This is a genomic window from Acinetobacter sp. YH12072, assembly GCF_013419565.1.
GTDB lineage: Bacteria > Pseudomonadota > Gammaproteobacteria > Pseudomonadales > Moraxellaceae > Acinetobacter.
In genome coordinates this window covers 28347-52266 of sequence record NZ_VOZV01000011.1, presented here as the reverse complement: position 1 = coordinate 52266, position 23920 = coordinate 28347, and the positions used below count along the sequence as shown (strand labels likewise).

The following is a 23920-nucleotide window of genomic DNA, read 5'->3' as shown; positions in this document are numbered from 1 at the left end:
AGCTTCAAGGTGATTAAGCTGCAAATAAAGGACTAAAGCCTTTTTTCCTTAACAGTTTACGGTACATACTGGAGCTGCGATCTGCCGGGAAATGTGCTTCCAGAGATAAGTCCAGCGGTAAAAACTCAGGCTTCTGATTTTCGACAATCAGACGATCTTCTTCAAAAATCTTCAGATTAAAATCATAGGCTTCTTCGACAGGTAAGCCTTTATCATAATTACGACAGATAGGAGCAAACAGTCGGGTTTGACGGGCGGTCATCGGTGAAGCAGCATTCATAATCACCTGTTTGGCATCATTAGGGAAATGGATGGTCAGGGTTGCGGTAAAGGGCAGACTAATTTCAAAATGCCGTAGCCATTTAAAATCTTCCTGACCGCGCTGATCTAACCCAATCGGATAACGGCCGACACTGCTGATATAGTCGGCATTAAAACCATATTCAGTTTCCGTTGTGGTGTAATCCGGGACTTCGACATCATTCGGATCACCAAAGGTATCCGGATGTACCCAGGCAAAATGGGCGACATCAATAAAGCCTTCTAGCTGTCTGCCAGCAAAACATTTGATGTCGACTTGTGGGCAAACCAGTTGCTGATAATCTGCATCATTCCAATAAGGCATCACTGGAATATTCGGTTCAGCATCTTTGTCAGCTGTCAGTGAACACCAGATCAGACCATAACGTTCAACCGCGGCATAGGTCCGTAAATGAAACCGATCTGAAATTTTATGCTGTGGATGGGCAGGGATACGGTTGCATTTACCTTGTGTACCAAAACGCAAGCCATGATAAGGACAGACGATGCCTTGACCATCATTTTTTCCCAGACTTAAAGGCACACCACGATGCGGACAGGCATCTTTGGCCACAACTAGTTCATCCTGCATCTTGTAAATGACCAGTGGCATATCTAACAACATTGTCCCTAGCGGCTGTTCAGAGACATCACGGGCTAAGGCCACTGGATACCAATATTGAGCCAGGAGATGCCAGTCATGTTCTTCAAATGTCATGTGAACCGGTAAATCGGGATTGAAAACTGGAATGGTTGTGCTATTCATGACGCTATCACTGTGATTCTTTATTTCCAATATAGGCCAATGTGATGTTCTACGAAATTTCAAAGATCAGGACATCCTGTTGCATAAATTCGAACAGGATGTAAGGAAGAATGAGCTATAGGCAAAAAATTAAAGGAAGCAATATTTAAAGTTCCAAAAAAGCATCCCGAAAGATGATTCTTCTATTTTCCATGCACAAAATGTGCATTCAGGACTTTATGCCTAATGTGATATGCAAGCTCCATTCAGACAAAATCAGCTAATGTCAGGGAACAACAAAAATATCTGATTCAGGATGAAGAGATGACTAATTTGCATGTATCCCAACCCGTTGGCTGTATTATTCAAGGAAAAATGGTACAAGGCGCTGCCGAAAGTTTTGTGGTGATTAATCCTGCTGATGAGCAGGTATTGGCCCTATGTTCCTCTCCCTCGGAAGCACAAATTGAAGATACCATCCGTAGTGCCGAGCAGGCATTTCAACACTGGAAAAATACGGATGATGCAACGCGACAGGCAATCCTGCATCGTATTGCAGATCGTATTGAAGAACATCGGGAAGAGTTAGCGCGTTTAGTGGTGCAGGAGCAGGGCAAACCTTATGCACTGGCTGAATTTGAAGTCGGTGGGGCCATTGCCTGGACCCGCTATCAGGCAGAACTCAAGATTGAAACTGAAATCTTACAGGATGATGCTAATAAGCGGATCGAACTTCATCATCGGCCTTTAGGAGTTGTAGCATCGGTTACTCCATGGAACTGGCCTTTAATGATTGCTGTCTGGCATATCATGCCGGCAATCCGTGCTGGCAACGTGGTGATCAATAAACCTTCAGAATTTACCCCATTGTCGACACTTCGACTCGGTGAGCTGATTCAGCAAGAGGTTGCACCTGGAGTGGTCTCTATACTTACAGGAGGCGGTGAGGTCGGTGCCAATCTGACCAGTCACCCTGCAATTGCCAAAGTGGTATTTACCGGTTCAACTGCGACTGGGCAAAGAATCATGCAAAATGCAGCCGCGACTTTCAAACATCTGACACTGGAACTTGGTGGCAATGATGCAGGCATTGTTTTGCCAGATACCGATATCCAGGCAATGGCAACCCGAATCTTTAATGGAGCTTTTATCAACATGGGCCAGACCTGTGCAGCGTTGAAACGGCTGTATGTGCATGACAGCCAATATGATTCACTGGCACAGGAATTAGTAAAAGTCGCACAGCAACAATCTCTGGGAGATGGTTTAGCCGAGACGACTACTTTTGGCCCAGTGCAAAACATCAAGCAATACCAAAAAGTTCAGACCATGATTCAGGAAGCTCAGGATGAAGGTGCAATAGTCATGACATCTGGTCAGAATCTACCGGATACAGGCTATTTTATTGCACCAACAATTGTGACCAATGTGAACCCAGATAGCCGTCTGGTGCAGGAAGAGCAGTTTGGTCCGGTGTTACCTTTGATTCGTTATCACGATATTGAAGAAGTACTGACTGAAGCCAACAATACGGATTTTGGCTTAGGTGGTTCGATCTGGTCATCCAATCTGGAGCAGGCGCAGCAGTTTGCTCAACGACTGAGTTGTGGTACGGCGTGGATCAATACGCATGGTGAGATTTTCCCGCATGTACCTTTTGGTGGATGGAAACATTCGGGCATCGGCGCACAGTTTGGACTGAGTGGCCTGCTCGAAAATACGATTCAACAGGTTGTTCATATCAATAAAAATTAAATCAAAAAAAGCTCAAGTTTAACTTGAGCTTTTTTCTTTTACTTAAAATATATCAACGTAATAAAGGGCGGGCAGCCTGAAAATCAAAATGTAACTGCTTGAATTTATTTAAGACAATATAAGATTTGATATGGCCGATAAAATTACAGCTTAGTAATTTTTCAGTCACAAAATTTGCCAGCATTTCCAGATTTTTAGCGCCTACTTTTAACATGAAATCTGCATCACCACTTAAAGAAAAAGCTTCCTGAATAGCTTCTTCTTCTTCAATCAATTGTTGAAAAGCGATCTTCGCTGCTGCGTCATGTGTTTTGAGATTGACCTGAACCATAGCCAAAACTGCAATTCCCAAAGCTTCAGGATGAATGCAGGCGCTATAACCCAAAATAATTCCTTTTTGCTCTAGCAGCTGACGCCGTCTAGAACATTGAGAGGCTGACAAACCGATTAAATCTCCGATTTCCTGATTCGTCAGGCGCCCATTTTTTTGCAAAGCCTGGATGATTTTCCAGTCAAATTTATCCATTGCATCCATTGCATTGAATCCTTATCCGATACACGTTTTATGTGTTTTTGAATCATTGTGACTTGCATTATGCACGAAATCAGAAAATGAAATGCAATATTCTGTAATTGAAGCATAATAAGTGATAGGGAAAATAATAATGTTTATGGAAATTGGTCAGTACCTTAATCAGCGCCTGCAAGAGCTAGGAATTCAGCATATTTTTGGTGTGCCAGGCGACTTTAATCTCTCCTATTTAGAACAGATCGAAATTGATCCGAAACTGGAATTTATTGGTAACTGTAATGAGCTAAATGCAGCTTATGCAGCGGATGGTTATGCCCGTCTGCATGGTGTCGGCGCTTTACTGACCACTTATGGGGTTGGTGATTTGAGCGCGATTAACGGCATTGCAGGTGCATATGCCGAGCAGGTTGCCATGGTGCAGATTTCCGGTATCCCGCCTTTGCATGCCGTAGAGCAGGGTGCTTTGTTACACCATACCCTGATTGATGGCGATTATGACAATATCATGAACTGCATGCGCGAATTTACCGTAGCACAGACACGTTTGACTCCAGCCAATGCAGTGAGTGAAATTGACCGGGTATTGAAGCAATGTATATTGATGCGTCGACCGGTTCATATTCAGCTTCCATCGGATATTACCCATCTTCAGATTAAAGTACCTAAGCAACTTCTAGATCTGAGCCGTCCACAGAGTGATCCAAAACTTCTGCAAGAAACTGCGGCACGGATAGCCAAACGCATCAAACAGGCACGTCAGCCAGTCCTGCTCATTGACAATGGAGCAGAAATTTTCCAGCTTACCGATATCCTGCAAAATTGGGCTGAGCGCATGCAGATTCCCTATACCTGTCTGTCTACTGCCAAAAATATCATGAATGAAAGTCACCCCTTATATGCGGGCGTTTATGCAGGTGCAGCAAGCGCAGCATCGACTTGTCAGCTGGTGGAACAGTCGGATTGCCTGATCGCTATTGGGCCACGTTTTACCGATGTTGCCACAGCATTTTTCTCACATCGTGTATCCGCACAAAATATGCTGTATCTGGCGGATTCCTGTCTTTGTCTAGATGGACAGATGATCAGTGGACTGGATTTAGCTCAATTGATCCAAGCTATCTCAAAACAGACTTTAGATGATCAGCCACGTACTTTTAATCCTGCACCGAAACCACTTTTACAAACTCAGCAACTCGAAGAAAATACTGCGCTGAGCCAAACTGCACTCTGGCAGCAGATTTCTGAATTCTTACAGGAAGATGATGTGATTGTGGCAGAAGTGGGCACCGCCAATGCGGGGTTGTCTGGACTAACCTTGCCAGTGACCGCCAAGTATCTGGTACAACCGATCTGGGGTTCAATCGGCTATACCTTGCCTGCCTTGCTTGGCAGTATGCTTGCTGCACCACAGCGCCGTCATCTGCTGTTTATTGGTGATGGTTCGATTCAGCTGACCATTCAGGAGCTTTCTACCTTATTAAGAGAAGGCTTAAAACCCGTAATTTTTATTTTAAATAATGGCGGCTATACCATTGAACGTTTGATCATGGGTGAAAATGCCAAGTACAACGATATTCAGAACTGGCAATACAGCCAGTTTGCTCAAGTCTTTTCTGCTGATACTCCGCATCAGGCTCATATAGTGAAAACCCCAGCAGAATTAAAGCGTACACTCGCACAAGTTCATCAGGCTGAGGAATTATGTCTGATTGAACTGCAACTCCCACGTATGGATGCACCACAACGTTTAAAACAGTTTGCTGAAGTCGTGGCACGCTATGACTATGGTGAATATGGTTATAAGCAGCTGGTTGAGCAGAATACACCTCCCTACAAAAAGGCAATCTAGCAAAATGTAGAAATTAAAAAAATTGTTCACAAGGAGTGACAATATGGATGTTGAAGATCATCAATTAAAAAAACAGCTTTCCAACCGGCATATCCAGCTAATCGCCTTAGGTGGAGCGATCGGTACAGGATTATTTTTAGGTTTATCACATACAATTCAGCTGGCAGGCCCATCAGTGCTTCTGGGCTATGCCATCGCTGGCATCATTGCATTTCTGATCATGCGCCAATTGGGTGAAATGGTGGTGCATGAACCGGTCAGTGGTTCATTCAGTTATTTTGCCAATAAATACTGGGGCAAAAAAGCAGGCTTTATTTCAGGCTGGAACTATTGGGTGCTCTATGTCTTAGTGAGTATGGCTGAGTTGAGTGCAATTGGTACTTTTATTCAGTTCTGGTGGCCGGAGATTCCGACCTGGCTCACGGCACTGGCATTCTTCCTGCTTATGAATGGGATCAATCTGGTCAATGTCAAATTCTTCGGTGAGAGCGAATTTATATTTTCCATGGTCAAGATCATTGTCATTTTAAGCATGATCGGATTCGGGATCTATCTGCTGTTTAGCGGTTCTGCAGGAAGTCAGGCCAGTGTGACCAACTTGTGGCAGCATGGCGGATTTTTCCCTGAGGGCTGGTCGGGTTTTATGATGGCACTTGCCGTGATTATGTTTGCATTTGGTGGGCTGGAGCTGATTGGTATTGCTGCTAGTGAAACCAAAAATCCAGAAAAGACCATTCCAAAAGCAGTCAATCAAATTGTCTACCGTGTACTCATTTTTTATATTGGCGCCATAGGTGTGTTGCTATGTCTCTATCCATGGAATCTGGTGGCGCAAGGCGGTAGTCCGTTCGTAATGATTTTCCAGTCATTGAATAGTCACGGCGTGGCCAATGTTCTTAATTTTGTAGTCTTGGTCGCTGCACTTTCAGTCTATAACAGTTGTATTTACTGTAATACCCGTATGTTATTGGGTCTGGCTCAGCAGGGTAATGCACCGGCATTCTTAAAGAAAATTAACCGCCGTGGTATCCCGGTGAATGCTGTTCTATTCTCGGCAGCAGTCTCCGGTATCTGTGTATTAATGAATTACCTCATGCCGGGTGAAGCTTTTGGTATTCTGATGCTACTGGTGGTTTCAGCTCTGGTGATTAACTGGCTGATGATTTCACTGACCCATCTGAAATTCAGAAAAGCCATGCAGGAACAGCAGCAGACGACCGCATTCCCAAGTCTGTTTGGCCGCTGGAGTAATTACCTGACGATTTCATTTATCATCATGATCTTAATGATCATGAGCTTTACCAAAGAAATGCAGATTGCTGTTGCATTGGTGCCGGTCTGGCTGCTGTTTTTGACGGTGATGTATGTGATGAAATATCTTAGGAAACCTGTACTTTTACCTGAATCTACTGAACCCACTACTTAAATGAAAAGACCCTGAACAGGGTCTTTTTTCTATTATATTGTCTTGATCAGGTGACGGATTAATTATCATAAAACCGTCATAAAGCTGTAACCCGGCTGTCATATTCCAAAATCAAAATGTGAGTATCGAAAACAGGTACTCAACTGAATCAAAAGTGGTGTACTCGAAATTTTAATAAATGAGAGAGATCCAGAATGCGCTTAACAAATATAGCAATCTTAATTGCAGCGGGGGTAGCGGCATCCACGACAGCGAATGCAGCACGTGACACTATTCAAATCGCAGGTTCTTCTACTGTTTTACCTTATGCCAGTATTGTCGCTGAAGAATTTGGCAATACTTTCCCTCAGTTTAAAACACCAGTCGTTGGTTCAGGTGGTTCATCTGGCGGCCTAAAACAGTTCTGTAATGGTGTAGGGGACAATACCATTGATATTGCCAATGCCTCGCGTCAAATCAAAAGTGCCGAACTGGCAGAATGTAAAAAGAATGGTGTGAACCAGGTTCTCGAAATCAAGATCGGGTATGACGGGATTGTCTTTGCATCTAATTCGAATAAAGCCGCTTATAAATTACGACCTCAGCATGTTTATGCTGCTTTAGCTGCGCAGTTACCTTCTAAAGGGAAAATGGTGGCTAATCCATATACCCGCTGGAACCAGATTGATCCAGCTTTACCGAATGAGCCGATCACGCTAGTAATTCCAGCTTCAAATCATGGCACACGTGAAGTCTTCCAGGAGAAGATGGTGGATGCAGGTTGTGAATCGTATGCTGCTATTAAGGCTCTAGCGAAAGATGCCAAGAAAAAGGCGTGTAGCACCTTCCGTAAGGATGGACGCGTCATTGAAATATCAGGTGACTATACTGAAACCTTGGCACGTTTAAAGACCTCACCAAGTGCAGTCGGTGTCTTTGGTCTGGGCTTCTATGACCAGAACCGTGATCGTCTGCGTGTAGCTACAGTCAATAACGTGGCACCTTCTGAAAAGACCATTTTAAATGGGGCTTATCCAGTATCTCGCCCGTTGTTCTTCTATGTCAAAGGCGAACACCTGAAATCAATCAAAGGTTTGCAACAGTTCACAGAGTATTTCCTGAATAAAAAGGTATCGGGTAAGGGTTCCAAGCTAGAAAAAGCCGGCTTGATTTCAATGTCAGACAAAGAACGTGCAGCAGTGCTGGCAAACTTTAAGGCTGCAAAAGCCGTAGTAGTGAAATAAAACAGGATTTAGGAAAATGCTGGTGACAGTCGACCTGTCATCGGCTTTTCATAGCAAGCAAGTTTTTTCACAGGCTAAAATCCTTGAAAGAACCATGGAGAATACATGAATCTGCTACTTATAGGTGTGTTACTGGCTTTAATTGCCATCGCCTATCAAATCGGATTAAGTAAAAGCCAGAAACTAGCAGGTCAGGGCAATAATTCTGCGATGCTACATTCACGTCCTGGATATTATGGCGCACTGGTAGCTTTGTGGTGTGGACTTCCTGCATTTTTGATTCTGATGGCATGGAACATTGTTGAACCTAGCCTGCTGGAACAGGTCGTAATTAAGCACCTGCCTCATGATGTTTTGACTCATCTGGATCAAGCCAGTCTGAGTGTGGTCATAGACCGTGTACAGGCATTGGCTTCCGGTTTCGGTGTCAGTGATCAGCCAGCTGCTTATGAACTTGCAGCAGCAGAACAATTAGCTAAATTTTCTACCATCGGTACTTTTGCCAAACTGGCAGTTGTCATTTCTGTGGCTTTGGCCGGTCTGGTCTGGGCAAAAAAACGGATCAGCCAGAATTTTCGTGCACGGAATCAGGTCGAAAAGATCATGAATATCGGACTGGCCTTGTGTTCTGGAGTAGCCATCCTGACCACACTCGGCATTGTGATGTCGATGTTTGGCGAAGCCATGCGATTTTTCAGCTTTGTCAGTCCGCTGGATTTCTTCTTTGGCACCGAATGGGATCCAGGTTTTAGCACCTCGGGTCATGCCGAAGGCAGTTATGGATTATTACCATTGCTGTGGGGAACGTTGATGGTCAGCGGGATTGCATTACTTGTTGCAGTCCCCTTAGGACTGATGATTGCAATTTATCTGGCCGAGTACGCATCACCACGCTTCCGGGCTTGGGCAAAGCCGACCATTGAAGTTTTGGCTGGAATTCCAACGATTGTCTACGGTGTTTTCGCCTTAATGATTCTGGGGCCATTTCTTAAAAGTCTAGGTGCTTTGGTCGGTATTGATATTAATGCCACCAGTGCGCTTACTGCTGGCTTCGTCATGGGCATCATGATTATTCCATTCGTGTCATCTTTATCAGACGACATTATTACCCAGGTACCACGTGCCTTGAGGGATGGTTCTTTAGGTCTGGGCGCGACCAAATCTGAAACGATTCGTCAGGTCGTATTACCAGCCGCTTTACCCGGCATTATTGGCGCTTTTTTGCTGGCGGCATCGCGGGCCATTGGTGAGACCATGATTGTGGTACTCGCAGCAGGAAACAGTCCGCAACTGCATGCCAATCCGCTGGAAGCAGTCTCAACAGTGACCATTACCATCGTCAATCAGCTTACGGGTGATACTGACTTTGCCAGTCCGCAGGCGCTGGTGGCTTTTGCGTTGGGTCTTACCCTGTTTGTCATTACATTAGGGCTGAACATTGTTGCACTGTACATCGTGCGTAAATATCGAGAGCAATACGACTAATGAGTACTTCAAATACAACGCCTGTAGATCAGCCTATTGATCCATCTGTGGCTGCTGAGCAACGTGAAAAGCGCAGGAAGACCATTCAAAGCTCTCTGGCACGACGTCATCGCAAAGAAAAAACCTTTCGTGTCATGGGGCTTTCTGCCGTATTGGCTGGTTTGTTCTTTGTGGTAGTTCTTTTCGGCAGTATTTTGGGCAAAGGTTTGCCGGCATTCTGGCAAAGCAGTATGAGCTTGCCGATTCATTTTGATCCAGCCATTGTCAATATTAATCCTAAACCTAAACAGGCTGCGGGAGAATCCCAGGCACAATTTGAACAGCGTATGGTGGATTGGCAAATGCAGGTCGGTCTGGTTGACTGGGATGCCTTGATTGTAAATGGCATGATTGCCAAAGACAGTAAGCTGGAAAGCCAGCGTGATGAACTGGGCTATTTATATACCAGTTCAGAAGCGTATCGTCTGCGGGATATGGTACTGAATAATCCGGCTCTGGTCGGTCAAACCAAAGACGTAAAAATTCTGGCAGATGCCAATGTTGATGTCTGGCTGGCTGGCAATATTGACCGCGATCTGCCCGATGAACAGCAACAGCTCAGTCTTGAAGTCCGTCAGCTTGCGGATGATATGAAAGCTTCTGGCATAATAGAAAGTAGCTTTAATACCAATATCTTTACCAGTCCGGACTCGCGCAGTTCACCTGCTACCTCAGGTCTCGCAGGCGCATTTATGGGCTCATTGTTCATGATGCTGATCGTGATCTTTATTTCGATTCCGATCGGGGTCGCATCGGCTATCTATCTGGAAGAGTTTGCGCCGAAGAACTGGATTACCGATGTCGTAGAAGTGAATATTAATAACCTTGCGGCAGTTCCTTCCATTGTCTTTGGTTTGCTCGGTGCAGCGATTTTTATTGGCTGGATGCATTTGCCGCTTTCAGCACCATTGGTCGGTGGTCTGGTACTGAGCTTGATGACATTACCGACTGTGATTATTACTACGCGTGCATCACTCAAAGCCGTACCGCCATCCATCCGTCAGGCAGCATTAGGCCTAGGTGCATCACGCTTACAAACCGTATTTCACCATGTTTTACCGCTTGCACTACCGGGTATTTTGACTGGGGCGATTATTGGTGTGGCACAAGCACTGGGTGAAACGGCCCCGCTATTATTGATCGGGATGAGTGCTTTTGTCGCAAGTGTACCGGCTTCACCATTTGATCAATCCACAGCATTGCCGGTGCAAATTTTCCTGTGGCAAGGCAATGAGCTACGTAACTTCTTCGAAGGACGTACTGCAGCAGCCATTATTGTACTTCTGGCCATGATGATCAGCCTGAACAGCTTAGCCATCTGGTTACGTAAGAAATTTGAAGTCCGTTGGTAAGGAAGAGCAGAATATGAATACAGCAAATCCAACTATAAATGCCTTAGAAAAGGATCCGTCTGTGAATCCACAACATACACAATTTACCCAAGATTCTGTGACCCAAAAGCCGGCGACTGCTTTTGTTTCCCAGTTTGATACTCAGGCTGAAAACAAAGCACTGAAAAAGTCAGATCAGGTCAAAATCAGTACCTCAGATGTACATGTTTACTATGGTGAAACAGAAGCAATTAAAGGTATTGATCTGAACATCTATGAAAATGAAGTGATTGCTTTTATCGGTCCTTCAGGTTGTGGTAAGTCAACATTCCTGCGTACTTTAAACCGGATGAATGACACGATTGATCGCTGTCGTGTAACCGGTAAGGTGTTGCTGGATCATCAGGATATTTATGACACGAATCTGGATGTGGTATTGCTGCGTGCGCAGGTGGGGATGGTGTTCCAGAAGCCAAACCCTTTTCCAAAGTCGATTTTTGACAATGTCGCTTATGGGCCAAAATTGCATGGTCTGGCACGGGATAAATATGATCTGGAAGAAATCGTAGAAAACAGTTTGCGTAAGGCAGGGCTGTGGGATGAAGTCAAAGACCGTTTAAATCAGCCGGGTACGGGGCTGTCGGGTGGTCAGCAACAGCGTTTATGTATTGCACGGACGATTGCCGTTTCTCCTGAAGTGATTCTAATGGATGAACCTTGTTCAGCACTCGATCCGATTGCAACAGCCAAAGTTGAAGAACTGATCTCCGAGCTTTCAACCCAATACACCATTGCTATTGTGACTCACTCCATGCAGCAGGCAGCGCGAGTCTCTGATCGGACTGCTTATTTCCATTTAGGTGATCTGATCGAAGTCAACTCGACCGAGAAAGTCTTTACCCAGCCAGATCATCAGCTCACTGAGGCCTATATTACAGGGCGTTTTGGTTAATCAGTCTTATCTCAAGAAAGAAGGGCTAAAAAGCTCTTTTTTTTATATCCAAAAGTAACCAAAGAATAGAAGATATATCAATTGAATCAGTGAAATGTGGAAAAATAAACCGAATCCTATTGTGCCCGAAATTCTTATAGAATATGCCGTCTTTGACATGGCAGAGCTGTCAAAAGATAGATGTTAAGAAAAGGTTGCATCCGCTATGGAAACACTCAAAAAGATGTCAGTTTTTCTGATGCTGCTGATTGCATTAAGTTTAAGCATGGGTGGTCTGTGGCATCAATTACAAGGCGGCAGCATGTTTTATACACTGATTGGATTGCTGTATGGACTCAGTTTGAATTTCTATTTCAAAAAGCAGGAAAAAGCCTTATATACGAATTCTGCTATATTGCTGGGTGTTATTCTCTGGGCAGGTTATCAGCATGGCATCAATCTTTTATAGTACAAATTATTTTTGCTCTACTAAAGCCCCATGGATACTGCTCTGTTTCAGCAATTAAACAACAATATTCTATTGAAAAAAATTCATTTGACCTTATCTTAAAATAAAACCTATATAAATAATTGAGACCCGATTTTTATGTTATTTCATACCCCCAAATTACCCGCTGAAATCCGTATTAGTCATTTGAATGCGCGCATTAATGAGCAACGAAAAAAAATAGCGCAAACAACTTCATCTAAACTGGAACTTTTGCAATTGAGCCAGCAATTGTCAAAAGAAGCGCGTGCGCGTAAGAAAACTAACCAGAAAATCTATGTACTCGATTTTAAAGGTGATATGGCTGCGTCTGCAGTAGAAAGCCTGCGTGAAGAAATTACCCTGATTCTATCTACAGCAAAAGCTGGTCGTGATCGTATCATTGTACGTTTAGAAAGTCCGGGTGGTATGGTACATGGTTATGGTCTTGCAGCTGCGCAACTGGTGCGCTTACGTGAAGCGGGTTTCCATGTAACCATCTGTGTCGATAAAGTGGCAGCCAGTGGCGGTTATATGATGGCGTGTATTGCAAATGAAGTGATTTCTGCGCCGTTTGCGATTGTGGGTTCAATTGGGGTAGTGGCACAGGTGCCGAACTTTAACCGTCTGCTGAAAGAAAACAAGATCGATTTTGAACTTTATACTGCGGGTCAATACAAACGTACGGTGACCATGTTTGGTGAAAATACCGAAGAGGGCAAAGCCAAGTTTGAAGAAGAATTGCAACAGACACATGCCTTGTTTAAACACTTCGTGGAAAAATATCGTCCACAGTTAAATGTTGAAAAAGTGGCAACGGGTGAACACTGGTATGGTCAGGATGCCCTAGACCTGAATCTGGTAGATAAACTGCAAACTTCCGATGAATATCTGCTAGGCCTATTACCACAACATGATGTGTATTTAATCCAGACCCGTAAAAAACCAACGCTGGGCGAAAAACTAGGTTTGCAAGCAGCACAAATTGCAGATTCTTTTATCCCAGCGGTGATGAATAAAGTGGTAGATACGCTAACCAAAGCCAATTCAAATCTGGTTCAGATGCGCGATCCTAAACTTTAATTCATTATTCAGTTATGAATCTAAGAGCTCACTTCGGTGGGCTTTTTTATGATCTAAAATCAAACAATTGTGCTATAAATAACTGACTTATAGTGGTTTCTCATTTATATGCTCACGTTTCTTTTACTATTCGGCTTCTTCAGTATCATTTTTATTCCGATGCTATGTATGTTCTATTCTGAAGCGAAATTAACCACTGACGAATCGAAGAAAATTTTATTTTGGCTCAGCTTTCTTCCGGGCACTTCAATCTTTTTACTTTACGCATTTTTAAAGCCAGATGCTCCACCTGTTATTCCTTCGCAGGACTGTGGCGTGATTCAATTTTACCAATTCAATGCTCGTCGTGGTGGTTACTTTGAGCGTGTCAGCATCCGCTTTGATGGTGCTCAATATAATCGTCATCTATTTTTTGATAAGCATCTAAAGAAAATTCCTCAAGGTCAAAAAGCCTGCTTTGAATATTTAGATAAGTTCAAATATCCGCATTTGGCAGAATCTAAGCTGGTTAAATGGATTGAACCTTCATAAATATCAGCCATGGTTACTGCTCATCAGCTAAAATGAAGCATATTTCCATTAAGAGCAGAAAGATGACCGTGGCTGAAGCATTTTTAGCAATCCAAAATTGTTATTTTAACTATGAATTTGAGGAACTGAATTTAGCGGATGACTTCCCAGAAGAGTTGCCTGTTTCTCTACGTGGAATTATGTACAGACATGAGATTCAATATCCCGATGCCACCTATTATATTTATTACAGCGAGATATTGACGGGTAATGAATTGCAAAAAATGAAAGATGATTGGCAGCGATATTGCCCACTTCCATAATTTAAAATAAGAAAATATAAAATCTAAGTCTTTAATTCCAGCAAATAAAAAAGCTCACTTTAGTGGGCTTTTTTATTTGCTGGAATTAACATCAATCCACCAGTAAACATCGCCCCAACTGTCGCTAATAATATATCTTTATGGGCATCCCACATATCACCTTGCTGGCCGTTATAACTTTCCGCCTGTTCAGGTGATAAGCCAATGGCGATCAGCCATTCAATCCATTCATAAATCAGACTGGTTGCCATCACAAATTGAATGACTAAAAGAAAAATGGTGAATGGTTTTTGCTGGGGTAACCAGACCTGAAACAGTCGATAAAAAACAGGATAGAGCAACAGGCCAAAAACCAGATGCACAAAACGGTCAAACATGTTGCGAGACCAGCCTATGAGAGCATTTAGGTCAAAGCCAAACAGTGTCTGAATCCAGTCATTATAAGGCACATAAGAATATAGATAATGTGCTGCAACGATATGGATGAATAAAAACAGAATATACAGATTAAAACTAAGAAAACTGAGTCCGATTTTATACAGGCAGAAAATCAGCATACCGATCATAAATAGGGTACCGGTCTGATGCAGTAAATAGGATTGCATTTCCAGAGGCTGAATGCTGGCAACAATGATCGCAGCCACCAAAACCCCCAGGCTGATCAAATGTTTGCCGCTCAATCGATGATCTATCATCTTGTTATCTGTCGTTTTGTTTTAAAGTTGAAAATAATTATAAATAAAAAAAGCGAAGCCGGAGCCTCGCTTTTGGTCTTAATTATCTAAATTAGATTTTAGAAATTAAGTCTTTAATTTGTTTTGCCTGGTCAGCAGCATTACCTGTATAAGTTGCAGGGGTCATTTCAGCCAGACGTGCACGGTCTGCAGCAGGAACTGCTTCAAGCTCATTACCATTCACGAAGCTCACCATCATGTCACGAGTCATCGCTTGACCACGAGTCAGTGCTTTCAGTTTTTCGTATGGTTTTTCAACGTTATAACGACGCATTACTGTTTGGATTGGTTCAGCCAGAACTTCTTGTGCGTGGTCAAGATCTTCAAGAATACGAGCAGCATTCAGTTCAAGTTTACCGATACCTTTTAAGCATGCCTCAAACGCGATCAAGCTTTGTGCAAAACCAACACCCATGTTACGAAGCACAGTAGAGTCAGTCAGGTCACGCTGCCAGCGAGATACAGGCAGTTTTTCGCCCAGGTGAGCCAATACGGCATTTGCAATACCCAGGTTACCTTCAGAGTTTTCAAAGTCGATTGGGTTCACTTTATGCGGCATGGTAGAAGAACCCACTTCGCCTTCTTTCAGTTTTTGTTTGAAGAAGCCGAGAGAGATATAACCCCAAACGTCACGGTTAAAGTCGATCAGGATGGTATTGAAACGACGCAGTGCATCAAACAGTTCCGCCATATAGTCGTGCGGTTCGATCTGAGTGGTGTACGGGTTGAAAGTTAGACCTAAAGATTCCACGAAAGCTTGTGAGTGAGCAGGCCAGTTGATTTCTGGGTAAGCAGAGTAGTGTGCATTGTAGTTACCTACAGCACCGTTGATTTTGCCCAGCAATTCAACATTTTTGAACTGTTTGATTTGACGAGCCAGACGGTAAGCCACGTTCGCCATTTCTTTACCCAAAGTGGTTGGGCTGGCAGTTTGACCGTGAGTACGAGACAGCATTGGCTGTTCAGCGTGAGTCTCAGCCAAAGCCACGATTGAATCGATAATTTGTTGCATAGACGCGATTAAAACATCACGGCCATTTTTCAGCATTAAAGCATGAGACAGGTTATTGATGTCTTCAGAGGTACATGCAAAGTGAATGAATTCACCCGCATTTTTCAGCTCTTCAATCCCTGCAATTTTTTCTTTCAGGAAATACTCAACCGCTTTCACGTCATGGTTTGTAGTACGTTCGATCTCTTTAATGCGGTTGGCATCTTCTTCAGAGAAGTTGGCAACAATCGCATCAAGTGCAGCATTGGTTTCAGATGAGAAAGCTGGCACTTCAGTGATTTCAGGACGGTTGGCAAGCGCTTGTAACCAACGCACTTCAACAGTCACACGAGCATGGATCAGACCAAACTCAGAAAGAAAAGGGCGCAGCGCATCACATTTGCTAGCATAGCGTCCATCTAATGGAGAAAGTGCAGTTAAAGCGTTCATATCGATTCCCTAAATTTTGGAATTAAACGAAAAACGGTGCGCGTACAACAACATGGTTTAGATCACCTGAAACTGTAAGCGCGCGAGATTTTGGATATCCTGTAGCAGCTTGCGCTTGCCAAAAATCATGCCCCATGAACTGCCACCAAGCTGACGCCATAAGTGCGCCATCTGCAGTCCAGTAAATAGTGAAGCACGGATGCGGTTGGTATGACCGGAATCTTTAAAGGCTTCAGCATTGCCACGCACCATGATCCGCGGATTGATCTGTCCGGCGGTATCGACATAGGTTTGAGCGAGATTGGCAATGATGCTGGGGTGCATGTAATTGTTATCGAAGAAGGAGAGCTGTCTGAGGATTTTTTGCTGGGATTGTTCGATGATTTCAACAAACTTGGGATTACTATAGACCTTCTTTTCTAACTGAAGAAGTGCCATGGCATAGGACATTGGAAGTTTGGTCGATGAAAGTTTTGGAAGTCTGGATTTTGGGGACGTATTAAAAGGTTGGGTAATGCTGCTTTCCAGGGTTTTTAAACCGAGGGAAATATCGGCCAGCTGATTAAAGAAGTCTAAGGTCTGGGCATTTAACTTGCCACTTGGACGGATATTTAAACTGGCTTTAATCAACTGCTCAAAATAGAAATTACCGCTTTCACCAATGCTTTGCTGTCCCGTCAATGCAGTCATATGCGTCAGCTGGGTGGCCTGAAAAACCCCTGCCAGCGCCAATGCACGATTTTGACGAACATTCAACGTTGTGGCTTGTTGAAACGGTAACTCCGTCATGCCGAAATCATCCTTTAATAAAATCAGGTTTAGGCGCATTGGTATGATGAATCACGCCACCACCTAAACAAACTTCACCTGAGTAGAATACAACGCTTTGACCCGAGGTCACAGCACGTTGCGACTCATCAAATTCAACACGAACACCATTTGGTGTTTCTGGATCCTTGAAAATAGTACACGCTTGGTCAGGCTGACGGTAGCGGGTTTTTGCCGTACAGCGGAAACCTGATTCAGGAATATCCTGTTCACCGGCTACCCAGTCAATCGCTTCAGACCACAATATGGTACTTTGCATCAGTGGATGTTCATGACCTTGACCGACCACCAGACGGTTACCTTCGATATCTTTATGCAGCACAAACCAGGCACCTTCTTCCGCGCCTTTCATACCGCCAATACCGATCCCGCCGCGTTGACCGAGCGTATAGTACATTAAGCCGTGATGATCACCAACCTCTTTGCCATCTTCCAGCACGATTTTTCCAGGTTGAGCCGGTAAATATTGCTTCAAGAAGTCATTGAAGCGACGTTCCCCAATAAAACAGATACCCGTAGAATCTTTTTTCTTGGCTGTTGCCAGACCTAATTCTTCTGCAATTTTACGTACTTGTGGTTTTTCAATTTCACCGACAGGGAACAGGGTCTTATTAATTTCACGACCATGAACCGCATGCAGGAAGTAAGTCTGGTCTTTATTATTGTCATAACCACGCAGTAATTGAGCATATTGCTCACCACGTGAATTGGTCATGGTCTCGCCGCGACGACAGTAGTGACCGGTGGCAATAAAGTCGGCGCCGAGATTGATCGCATGATCCAGGAAGGCACGGAATTTAATTTCTTTATTACACAAAATATCCGGGTTTGGCGTACGGCCAGCAGCATATTCAGCCAGGAAATGCTCGAACACGCGATCCCAGTATTCCATCGCGAAGTTGGCAGTATGCAGTTTAATCCCGATCTTGTCGCAAACGGCTTGTGCATCAGCAAGATCTTCCATTGCCGTACAGTATTCTGTGCCGTCATCTTCTTCCCAGTTTTTCATGAAAAGACCTTCAACCTGATAACCCTGTTGAAGGAGGAGAGCTGCAGACACAGATGAATCTACACCACCAGACATACCGACGATGACACGTTGTTGCATAGGATTAGGCATCCAAATTTGAAATTAAGGGAGAATTTTGGTGCTCGTAAATGAGCGATAAAGGATAGCGTTTGCCAGCTTGGGCATCCTGCACGGCTTTAATCACCAATGGGCTGCGAGCACGTGCGGTTTCAACCAGTTCATCCAGCGTCATCCAGACTGCACCGACAATACCGGTATCCAGTTCAGCATTTTCATCATGGCTGATGGCTTCTGCTCTCAAACAGAAACGGAAATAGGTACGATCCGGGAACATCGGTGGGGTATAGGTATAGATGCCGATCAGATCAGTGACATTAACCTGATAGCCGGTTTCTTCCATGGTTTCACGAATAGCTGCTTCGACAATGGTTTCACCTGCCTCCACATGGCCTGCTGGCTGATTGAATACGGTATGGGTGACACCTTCAGTATGTTCTTCAACGAACAGGAATTTTCCATTTTTTTCGACGACAGTTGCAACAGTGACGTGAGCAGTCCAAGCGGTCATAAAGGAGCACCATGGAATAAAAACTGTATTCTACAAAATTTAGGCGGCGGTGGCTATGTCGATACTCGGGATTTTAATTTAGATGATTAACAATAAAGGTATTTGGCGAAAAAGAAAGCGTAGAATATAATGAGTACATAAAATACTAAAACAGTAATATTTGCATTCTACGCTTTAATATAAGAATTTGATTTAAAATAAAATTTAATAAAAATTAGCAGTATTTTATAACAATTAAAATAAATAACAGGCTTTATAGGACAGGATTCCAATGAAATTCAGAACAGACATTAATGGCCTCAGAGCAATTGCCGTGATTGCAGTCATGCTATTTCATTTTAATGCGGCCTGGATGCCTGGCGGTTTTGTTGGAGTAGATGTCTTCTTTGTGATTTCAGGCTTTTTAATGACTGGAATCATATTTAAAGATTTAGAACATGAAAAATTTTCTATTCTGAAATTTTATGTGGCTCGTGCGAATCGGATTATTCCGGCTTTGGCCGCGCTGTGTCTGGTATTAATGATTTTTGGCTGGTTTTATCTGACACCTTTTGATTACAAGTTATTGGGTAAGCATGCAGCGAGTAGCATGACTTTTTTATCCAATATCAGTTACTGGAAGGAATCCGGTTATTTTGAGGCAGGCACTCACGAAAAGTGGTTATTACATACCTGGTCACTTTCCGTCGAATGGCAATTCTATATGATTTATCCGCTCGTTCTCATTGCCATGCGCAAGTTCATGTCCATCCAGACCATGAAATTTGTGCTGCTGGCAGGAACAATTTTAGGATTCATTCTATCTGTGATCGCTACCTACAAATGGCCAAATCCGGCTTATTTCCTGTTACCTACCAGAGCCTGGGAAATGATGATCGGGGGAATTGCTTATCTTTACCCTTTGAACTTACAGGAAAATAAGAAAAGGTTGCTGGAAAGAACGGGATTGGCACTTATACTGGGGTCTTATTTCTTCATTTCAGCAGAAGATTTGTGGCCTGGCTATCTGGCAGTTTTTCCTGTTATCGGTACCTTCCTGATGATTCAGGCACATCAAAATGACAGCGTTATTACCAATAATATTGTATTTCAAAAATTAGGAGCCTGGTCTTATTCTATTTACCTCTGGCACTGGCCTTTGGTGGTGCTGATCTATATCTACTCATTGCCTGAGTATTATGTATATGCCGGAATAGCCCTTTCTATAATTCTGGGTTTTCTGAGCTACAAGTATATTGAGCAGATTAAATTACCTTCATATCACCAGTGGAAAGATGTTTATCGTATAAAACCGCTTTATTTTTCTCTAGTGCTCATGAGCTTAGGAATTACTTTAAATATATTTAATGGTTTTAATACAGATCTGCGCCAAGGCGCAGCATCAGAACAGGCAAAATTCTTAGATTATTATAATGAAAAATTCAAAAATTTAAGGGATGCATATTGGCTGAAATGTGATACTTACGTGAGCCTGACTGAGCATAATAGTTATGATCCTGATCCGGTCTGTATCACGAAACAAAAGGAAGGCGGGGTGTTCTTATGGGGAGATTCTCATGCTGAAGCACTTTCTTTAGGGCTGAGGACATTACTGAAATCCAATGATATCCCTTTTTATCAGAAAACCTCTTCCATTTGCAGGGCATCGCTGACCGAGATTAACTATCATAAAGGGGCTTATAAAGAAGCCTGTGATTATTCCAATAAACTGGCACTAAAGAGCATCGCAGAACTGAAGCCCAAAATTGTGGTCATCACCCAAGCCTTGAAGCACGACGAAACCAATTGGGAAAACATCGGGAAAAGTTTACTTCAGCTTGGCGTATCCAATATCGTCATTGTGGGGCCAATTTCGCAATGGAAACCTTCACTTCCTAAAGTGATGGTGAAACCGAAAAACTGGAATAGTACTGAAGATTTTATATTTGATGCCGGACTGGATTTAAGAGCAGTTCAGGTAGACGAGAAAATGAAAAAATTACAATATCCTCAGGGAATTACCTATATATCCCTCATTGATCATTTATGTAAAAAAGATGATGTTCAGCAGCAATACAAATGTCGGATTCGTGCAGCTCAAGGAGAAGACCTGCTTCAGGTGGATTATGGACACCTAAGTGAATCAGGCTCTCTATTTGTGGGGAATACCATACTGTCAAAATATTTATTAAATTTATATTCTCAGAGTGTGACTACAAATCAATAAGTTTATTTCCTGAGATTGATCAGCCACCCATTGAGGTGGCTTTTACATATATAAGTTTAATGAAAATTATTCATTCATATTGAATACTTCAGTGATCTCGCAATCACGCACAAACTGTTCATCGTGTGAAACTAAAATCACAGCGCCTTTATAAGACCGAATTGCACTTGCCAGCAAAGCTTTAGACTCAATATCCAGATGATTTTCTGGCTCATCCAATAATAAAAGTTCGGGTTGAGGGGAGACCTGGCTAAGACCTAATAATGCTACTTTGAGTTTTTCACCACCACTTAACTGAGACAAAGGATAAGTACCTTTATCACCACGAATTCTAAGTTGACCCAACAGATTACGCCATTCCACCTCCGGAAAATCAGGATTTATCTGCCTTAAATTTTCAATTGTACTTAATGTCTCATTGAGAAAACTAAAATTTTGATCCAGATAAAAACAGCTTCGTGCCAGAAAGATTTGATCCAAAGGTTGCTGCTTTTGTTGGGCGATCAGTTTCAGCAAAGTGGATTTACCAATTCCATTTCGGCCTGCAATATGGATTTTTTCACCTGCACTTGAAGCAAGATTCACAGGCTGTGGAGTACCAAAAGGAAGCTTTAAATCTTTAACCCGCAGAATTTCACCAGACTGTGGTTTAAGGTCTGGAAATTGAAATAGCTGAGGTTTTATCTTTTCAAGTTGCTGCTTTTGAAATTTTAACTCAGATTGTTCATTGGAAATTTGCCGTTGGTGCTGTGCCTGAACTTTACCTATACTTTGACCAGCCTGTTCTTTTTTAAAGTCTAAAAGCACTTTGGCTTGGGAATTCGAATCACGTAATTTGTTTCCGGCACGTTCCCGCTTTTGTGCTTTCATTAAAACGTCATGCTGCTTGTGCTTCATCTGTTTAATATCACGCTGACTCTGTTGAATTGACTGTTCGAGTGAAGTGACATTTTTCTGATACTGTTCAAAAAACTCCGCATAGTTTCCAGTAAAGTGCTGTAATCCATGCTCATTTAAATAATAAATATGATCAACCTGATCTAGAAAAGTCCGGTCATGACTAATGATCAACGCACCAGCAGGATGTAACTTTAAATGCTCTATTAACCATGTTCGTGCTTCACGATCCAGATGGTTGCTCGGCTCATCCAGCAATAAATAATATTCAGGCTTTAAGAACAAGCTACATAAAGCAAGTTTGGTCTTTTGGCCCTCACTCAAATATTGTACGGGAAAGTCCAGATCGGTGGGTAATTGTGCTGAACTCAACAGTTGCTGCCATTCATGCGGCAAATGCCAACTATCCTCAAGTAGCTCATAATCCTCGAAACTGGCTGTACCATGTTCAACATTTTTAAAAGCACGATGTAATTGACTTACTTCGAGTGCTTCAGCAATTGTGGCTGCCTTTAACCGATGCAATTGTGGTAGATAGGCATGATGCATTTGCCAGGAAACTTGGCCTGAGCAATGTGGAGAAGAATGCTGAGCCTGATACAAAAGCTGCATGAGCAAAGACTTACCTTGTCCATTACGGCCAATTAAAGCGCTGACCTGAGCTTTAGGAAGGGTAAAATTTAAATTCTGAAATATGACTTTGGAAGGGAATTCTAAAGTCAGACTGGATATTACACATGCCTGCTGAGTCATAAATAACCTCATAAATACAGGATGCACAAAATAAACAAGAGATTTTTTCTAGAAAAGATCAAGCCAGACAATCTATTTTGCACATCAATCTAAAAATAATCGTTGATGAGAAAAATAGACTTACTTCATTGGCGTGACTCACTTATAAGAGAAGGGGAATTCGGACCTTATTTTAATACAAATAAGCTTGCTTAAAAATAGATCAAATTAGGATTTTTTTATCCAATATGTTGATGCTGATTTAAGTAAATTTCAGGTTTTTAAAAATATGAGATGATTGACTTGAAGTTGAACGAGTAAGTTTCATTTACACTATGCGGCTAAAGTCTCTCTATTTTGCTTTTAAAGGATTTTTTATGTCTGAATTTAAGCTCTACATTACTTTATTGGGTGGCAAGCATGAAAAAGCCAATGTAGAAGTACATGACGTAATTCCGGTCATTAGTTCAGATATTAAGACAGCTTTCCCATATTTGAAGCAGCAATGGTTTGGTGTGCAAAAAGGCCTGCATGTCGATGGCTGGATGATGATCAATGGTGTTAGCTATCAGGATCTGAATTATCAGGTTCAGGTGACGGACACACCTGTAAAACAGGATTTAAAATTATTCCTGATCAATCTAGGTGCTTATGTGCCAGATCAGTTTGGTGAAATCCATAAATATCTGGTAGTTGCTGCAAAAAATAAGACTGAGGCTAAAGCACAAGGCAAGCTGGCCATTGAAAAGACCTGGTTTAAACCTCATACCGATGCCGTGATTGATGTAGATGATTGCTTAGAACTGAACAAGATTGACCAGAAATTTGTGCGTCTGGTAGAGGGAGACTTTGAAGCCAATAGTTTTAAGAATGATTATGTGGTTATTCCTTGATTTAAATAAGGCTACGTAAAGTAGCCTTAATTTATCGATTTATTTGTAATGGCCTGAGACTTTCACATAGTTTTGTGCTGAATAAGGCAAGAAAGCTATTTCCTTTTCAGTCAGTGGACGCACTTTTTTGACTGGACTGCCTACATACAAGTACCCACTTTCTAATACCTTATTCGGTGGTACCAGTGAACCTGCTCCAATCATCACATCATCTTCAATAATCACGTCATCGAGAATAATTGTACCGATACCCACTAAAACACGATTACCGATGGTACAGCCATGTAATTTTACATGATGACCAATTGTTACATCTTCACCAATAATCAGTGGTGAACCTTCAGGTTTATCCGCCTTTTTATGACTCACATGCAACATGGAATGATCCTGTACATTCGAGTTCTTGCCAATACGAATATGATTCACATCACCACGAATTACGGCAAAAGGCCATACAGATACATTTTCGCCTAAAACAACATCACCTACGACCACCGCCATCGGATCGATATAACAGGAGTCAGCGACTTGCGGGCGAGTATCCAGATAAGGGCGAATGTTTTGGCTCATGT

At 42.7% G+C, this 23920-nt stretch carries 22 protein-coding genes; 13 read left to right on the top strand and 9 right to left on the bottom strand.

The features are described from left to right. Nucleotides 1-13: 13 nt before the first annotated feature. On the bottom strand, nucleotides 14-1066 hold the full coding sequence (locus FTU19_RS06625) for an aromatic ring-hydroxylating dioxygenase subunit alpha (RefSeq protein WP_180130481.1): 1053 nt from the start codon (nucleotides 1064-1066) through the stop codon (nucleotides 14-16). Nucleotides 1067-1369: 303 nt separating this feature from the next. On the opposite strand from FTU19_RS06625, the gene FTU19_RS06620 reads away from it, so the two are divergent. Then, on the top strand, nucleotides 1370-2800 hold the full coding sequence (locus FTU19_RS06620) for an aldehyde dehydrogenase family protein (RefSeq protein WP_180130479.1): 1431 nt from the start codon (nucleotides 1370-1372) through the stop codon (nucleotides 2798-2800). A 52-nt stretch (nucleotides 2801-2852) separates the two neighbouring features. Here the strand turns inward: FTU19_RS06620 and FTU19_RS06615 are convergent, their stop codons facing one another. Further along, on the bottom strand, nucleotides 2853-3326 hold the full coding sequence (locus tag FTU19_RS06615; RefSeq protein ID WP_034703664.1) for an Lrp/AsnC family transcriptional regulator: 474 nt from the start codon (nucleotides 3324-3326) through the stop codon (nucleotides 2853-2855). A 139-nt stretch (nucleotides 3327-3465) separates the two neighbouring features. On the opposite strand from FTU19_RS06615, the gene FTU19_RS06610 reads away from it, so the two are divergent. From FTU19_RS06610 to FTU19_RS06565, 10 genes are all read left to right on the top strand, one after another. Then, the gene (locus FTU19_RS06610; protein WP_180130477.1) at nucleotides 3466-5181 is read left to right on the top strand and encodes an alpha-keto acid decarboxylase family protein; all 1716 of its coding nucleotides are present in this window, start codon (nucleotides 3466-3468) and stop codon (nucleotides 5179-5181) included. Nucleotides 5182-5224: 43 nt separating this feature from the next. Next, nucleotides 5225-6607 carry an amino acid permease gene (locus FTU19_RS06605; RefSeq protein WP_180130475.1) on the top strand — a complete coding sequence of 461 codons (1383 nt, stop codon included), beginning with the start codon at nucleotides 5225-5227 and terminating at the stop codon, nucleotides 6605-6607. A 194-nt stretch (nucleotides 6608-6801) separates the two neighbouring features. Beyond that, complete coding sequence (locus FTU19_RS06600) at nucleotides 6802-7830, top strand: substrate-binding domain-containing protein (RefSeq protein WP_180130473.1); 1029 nt, start codon at nucleotides 6802-6804, stop codon at nucleotides 7828-7830. 105 nt (nucleotides 7831-7935) lie between these two features. Continuing rightward, the gene (gene pstC / locus FTU19_RS06595) at nucleotides 7936-9315 is read left to right on the top strand and encodes a phosphate ABC transporter permease subunit PstC (RefSeq protein ID WP_180130471.1); all 1380 of its coding nucleotides are present in this window, start codon (nucleotides 7936-7938) and stop codon (nucleotides 9313-9315) included. Then, complete coding sequence (pstA, locus tag FTU19_RS06590; protein ID WP_180130469.1) at nucleotides 9315-10706, top strand: phosphate ABC transporter permease PstA; 1392 nt, start codon at nucleotides 9315-9317, stop codon at nucleotides 10704-10706. Before pstC ends, pstA begins: the two co-directional genes overlap by 1 nt. A 13-nt stretch (nucleotides 10707-10719) precedes the next feature. Beyond that, nucleotides 10720-11637, top strand: coding sequence for a phosphate ABC transporter ATP-binding protein PstB (pstB, locus tag FTU19_RS06585; RefSeq protein ID WP_218955185.1), 918 nt, complete (start codon nucleotides 10720-10722; stop codon nucleotides 11635-11637). A 205-nt stretch (nucleotides 11638-11842) separates the two neighbouring features. Further along, nucleotides 11843-12085, top strand: coding sequence for a hypothetical protein (locus tag FTU19_RS06580; protein WP_180130467.1), 243 nt, complete (start codon nucleotides 11843-11845; stop codon nucleotides 12083-12085). Between the two features lie 138 nt (nucleotides 12086-12223). Continuing rightward, the gene (gene sohB / locus FTU19_RS06575) at nucleotides 12224-13186 is read left to right on the top strand and encodes a protease SohB (RefSeq protein ID WP_159123126.1); all 963 of its coding nucleotides are present in this window, start codon (nucleotides 12224-12226) and stop codon (nucleotides 13184-13186) included. A 108-nt stretch (nucleotides 13187-13294) separates the two neighbouring features. Beyond that, nucleotides 13295-13717, top strand: coding sequence for a hypothetical protein (locus tag FTU19_RS06570; RefSeq protein WP_180012522.1), 423 nt, complete (start codon nucleotides 13295-13297; stop codon nucleotides 13715-13717). Between the two features lie 62 nt (nucleotides 13718-13779). After that, on the top strand, nucleotides 13780-14019 hold the full coding sequence (locus tag FTU19_RS06565) for a hypothetical protein (RefSeq protein ID WP_159123128.1): 240 nt from the start codon (nucleotides 13780-13782) through the stop codon (nucleotides 14017-14019). Between the two features lie 59 nt (nucleotides 14020-14078). On the opposite strand, the gene FTU19_RS06560 is transcribed toward FTU19_RS06565, so the two are convergent. From FTU19_RS06560 to FTU19_RS06540, 5 genes are all read right to left on the bottom strand, one after another. Then, on the bottom strand, nucleotides 14079-14714 hold the full coding sequence (locus FTU19_RS06560; protein WP_125278405.1) for a DUF2238 domain-containing protein: 636 nt from the start codon (nucleotides 14712-14714) through the stop codon (nucleotides 14079-14081). Between the two features lie 91 nt (nucleotides 14715-14805). Next, on the bottom strand, nucleotides 14806-16194 hold the full coding sequence (gene purB / locus FTU19_RS06555) for an adenylosuccinate lyase (protein ID WP_034703634.1): 1389 nt from the start codon (nucleotides 16192-16194) through the stop codon (nucleotides 14806-14808). A 57-nt stretch (nucleotides 16195-16251) separates the two neighbouring features. Next, a complete protein-coding gene (gene hflD, locus FTU19_RS06550) occupies nucleotides 16252-16983 on the bottom strand; it encodes a high frequency lysogenization protein HflD (RefSeq protein ID WP_004782648.1) in 732 nt (243 codons plus the stop codon). 7 nt (nucleotides 16984-16990) lie between these two features. Beyond that, nucleotides 16991-18130 carry a tRNA 2-thiouridine(34) synthase MnmA gene (gene mnmA / locus FTU19_RS06545; RefSeq protein WP_180130464.1) on the bottom strand — a complete coding sequence of 380 codons (1140 nt, stop codon included), beginning with the start codon at nucleotides 18128-18130 and terminating at the stop codon, nucleotides 16991-16993. Between the two features lie 4 nt (nucleotides 18131-18134). Further along, nucleotides 18135-18620 (bottom strand): NUDIX hydrolase, encoded by a 486-nt coding sequence (locus FTU19_RS06540; protein WP_179992255.1) that lies wholly within the window; start codon nucleotides 18618-18620, stop codon nucleotides 18135-18137. 271 nt (nucleotides 18621-18891) lie between these two features. Here FTU19_RS06540 and FTU19_RS06535 point away from each other — a divergent pair, with 271 nt between their 5' ends. Continuing rightward, the gene (locus FTU19_RS06535; protein ID WP_180130462.1) at nucleotides 18892-20826 is read left to right on the top strand and encodes an acyltransferase family protein; all 1935 of its coding nucleotides are present in this window, start codon (nucleotides 18892-18894) and stop codon (nucleotides 20824-20826) included. 66 nt (nucleotides 20827-20892) lie between these two features. Here the strand turns inward: FTU19_RS06535 and FTU19_RS06530 are convergent, their stop codons facing one another. Then, nucleotides 20893-22476, bottom strand: coding sequence for an ATP-binding cassette domain-containing protein (locus tag FTU19_RS06530; RefSeq protein ID WP_180130460.1), 1584 nt, complete (start codon nucleotides 22474-22476; stop codon nucleotides 20893-20895). Nucleotides 22477-22832: 356 nt separating this feature from the next. Here FTU19_RS06530 and FTU19_RS06525 point away from each other — a divergent pair, with 356 nt between their 5' ends. Continuing rightward, nucleotides 22833-23348, top strand: coding sequence for a DUF1543 domain-containing protein (locus FTU19_RS06525; RefSeq protein WP_180130458.1), 516 nt, complete (start codon nucleotides 22833-22835; stop codon nucleotides 23346-23348). Nucleotides 23349-23387: 39 nt separating this feature from the next. Here the strand turns inward: FTU19_RS06525 and FTU19_RS06520 are convergent, their stop codons facing one another. Beyond that, nucleotides 23388-23918: a gamma carbonic anhydrase family protein gene (locus FTU19_RS06520; protein WP_180015331.1), complete on the bottom strand. Its 531-nt coding sequence runs from the start codon at nucleotides 23916-23918 to the stop codon at nucleotides 23388-23390. Nucleotides 23919-23920 lie beyond the last annotated feature (2 nt).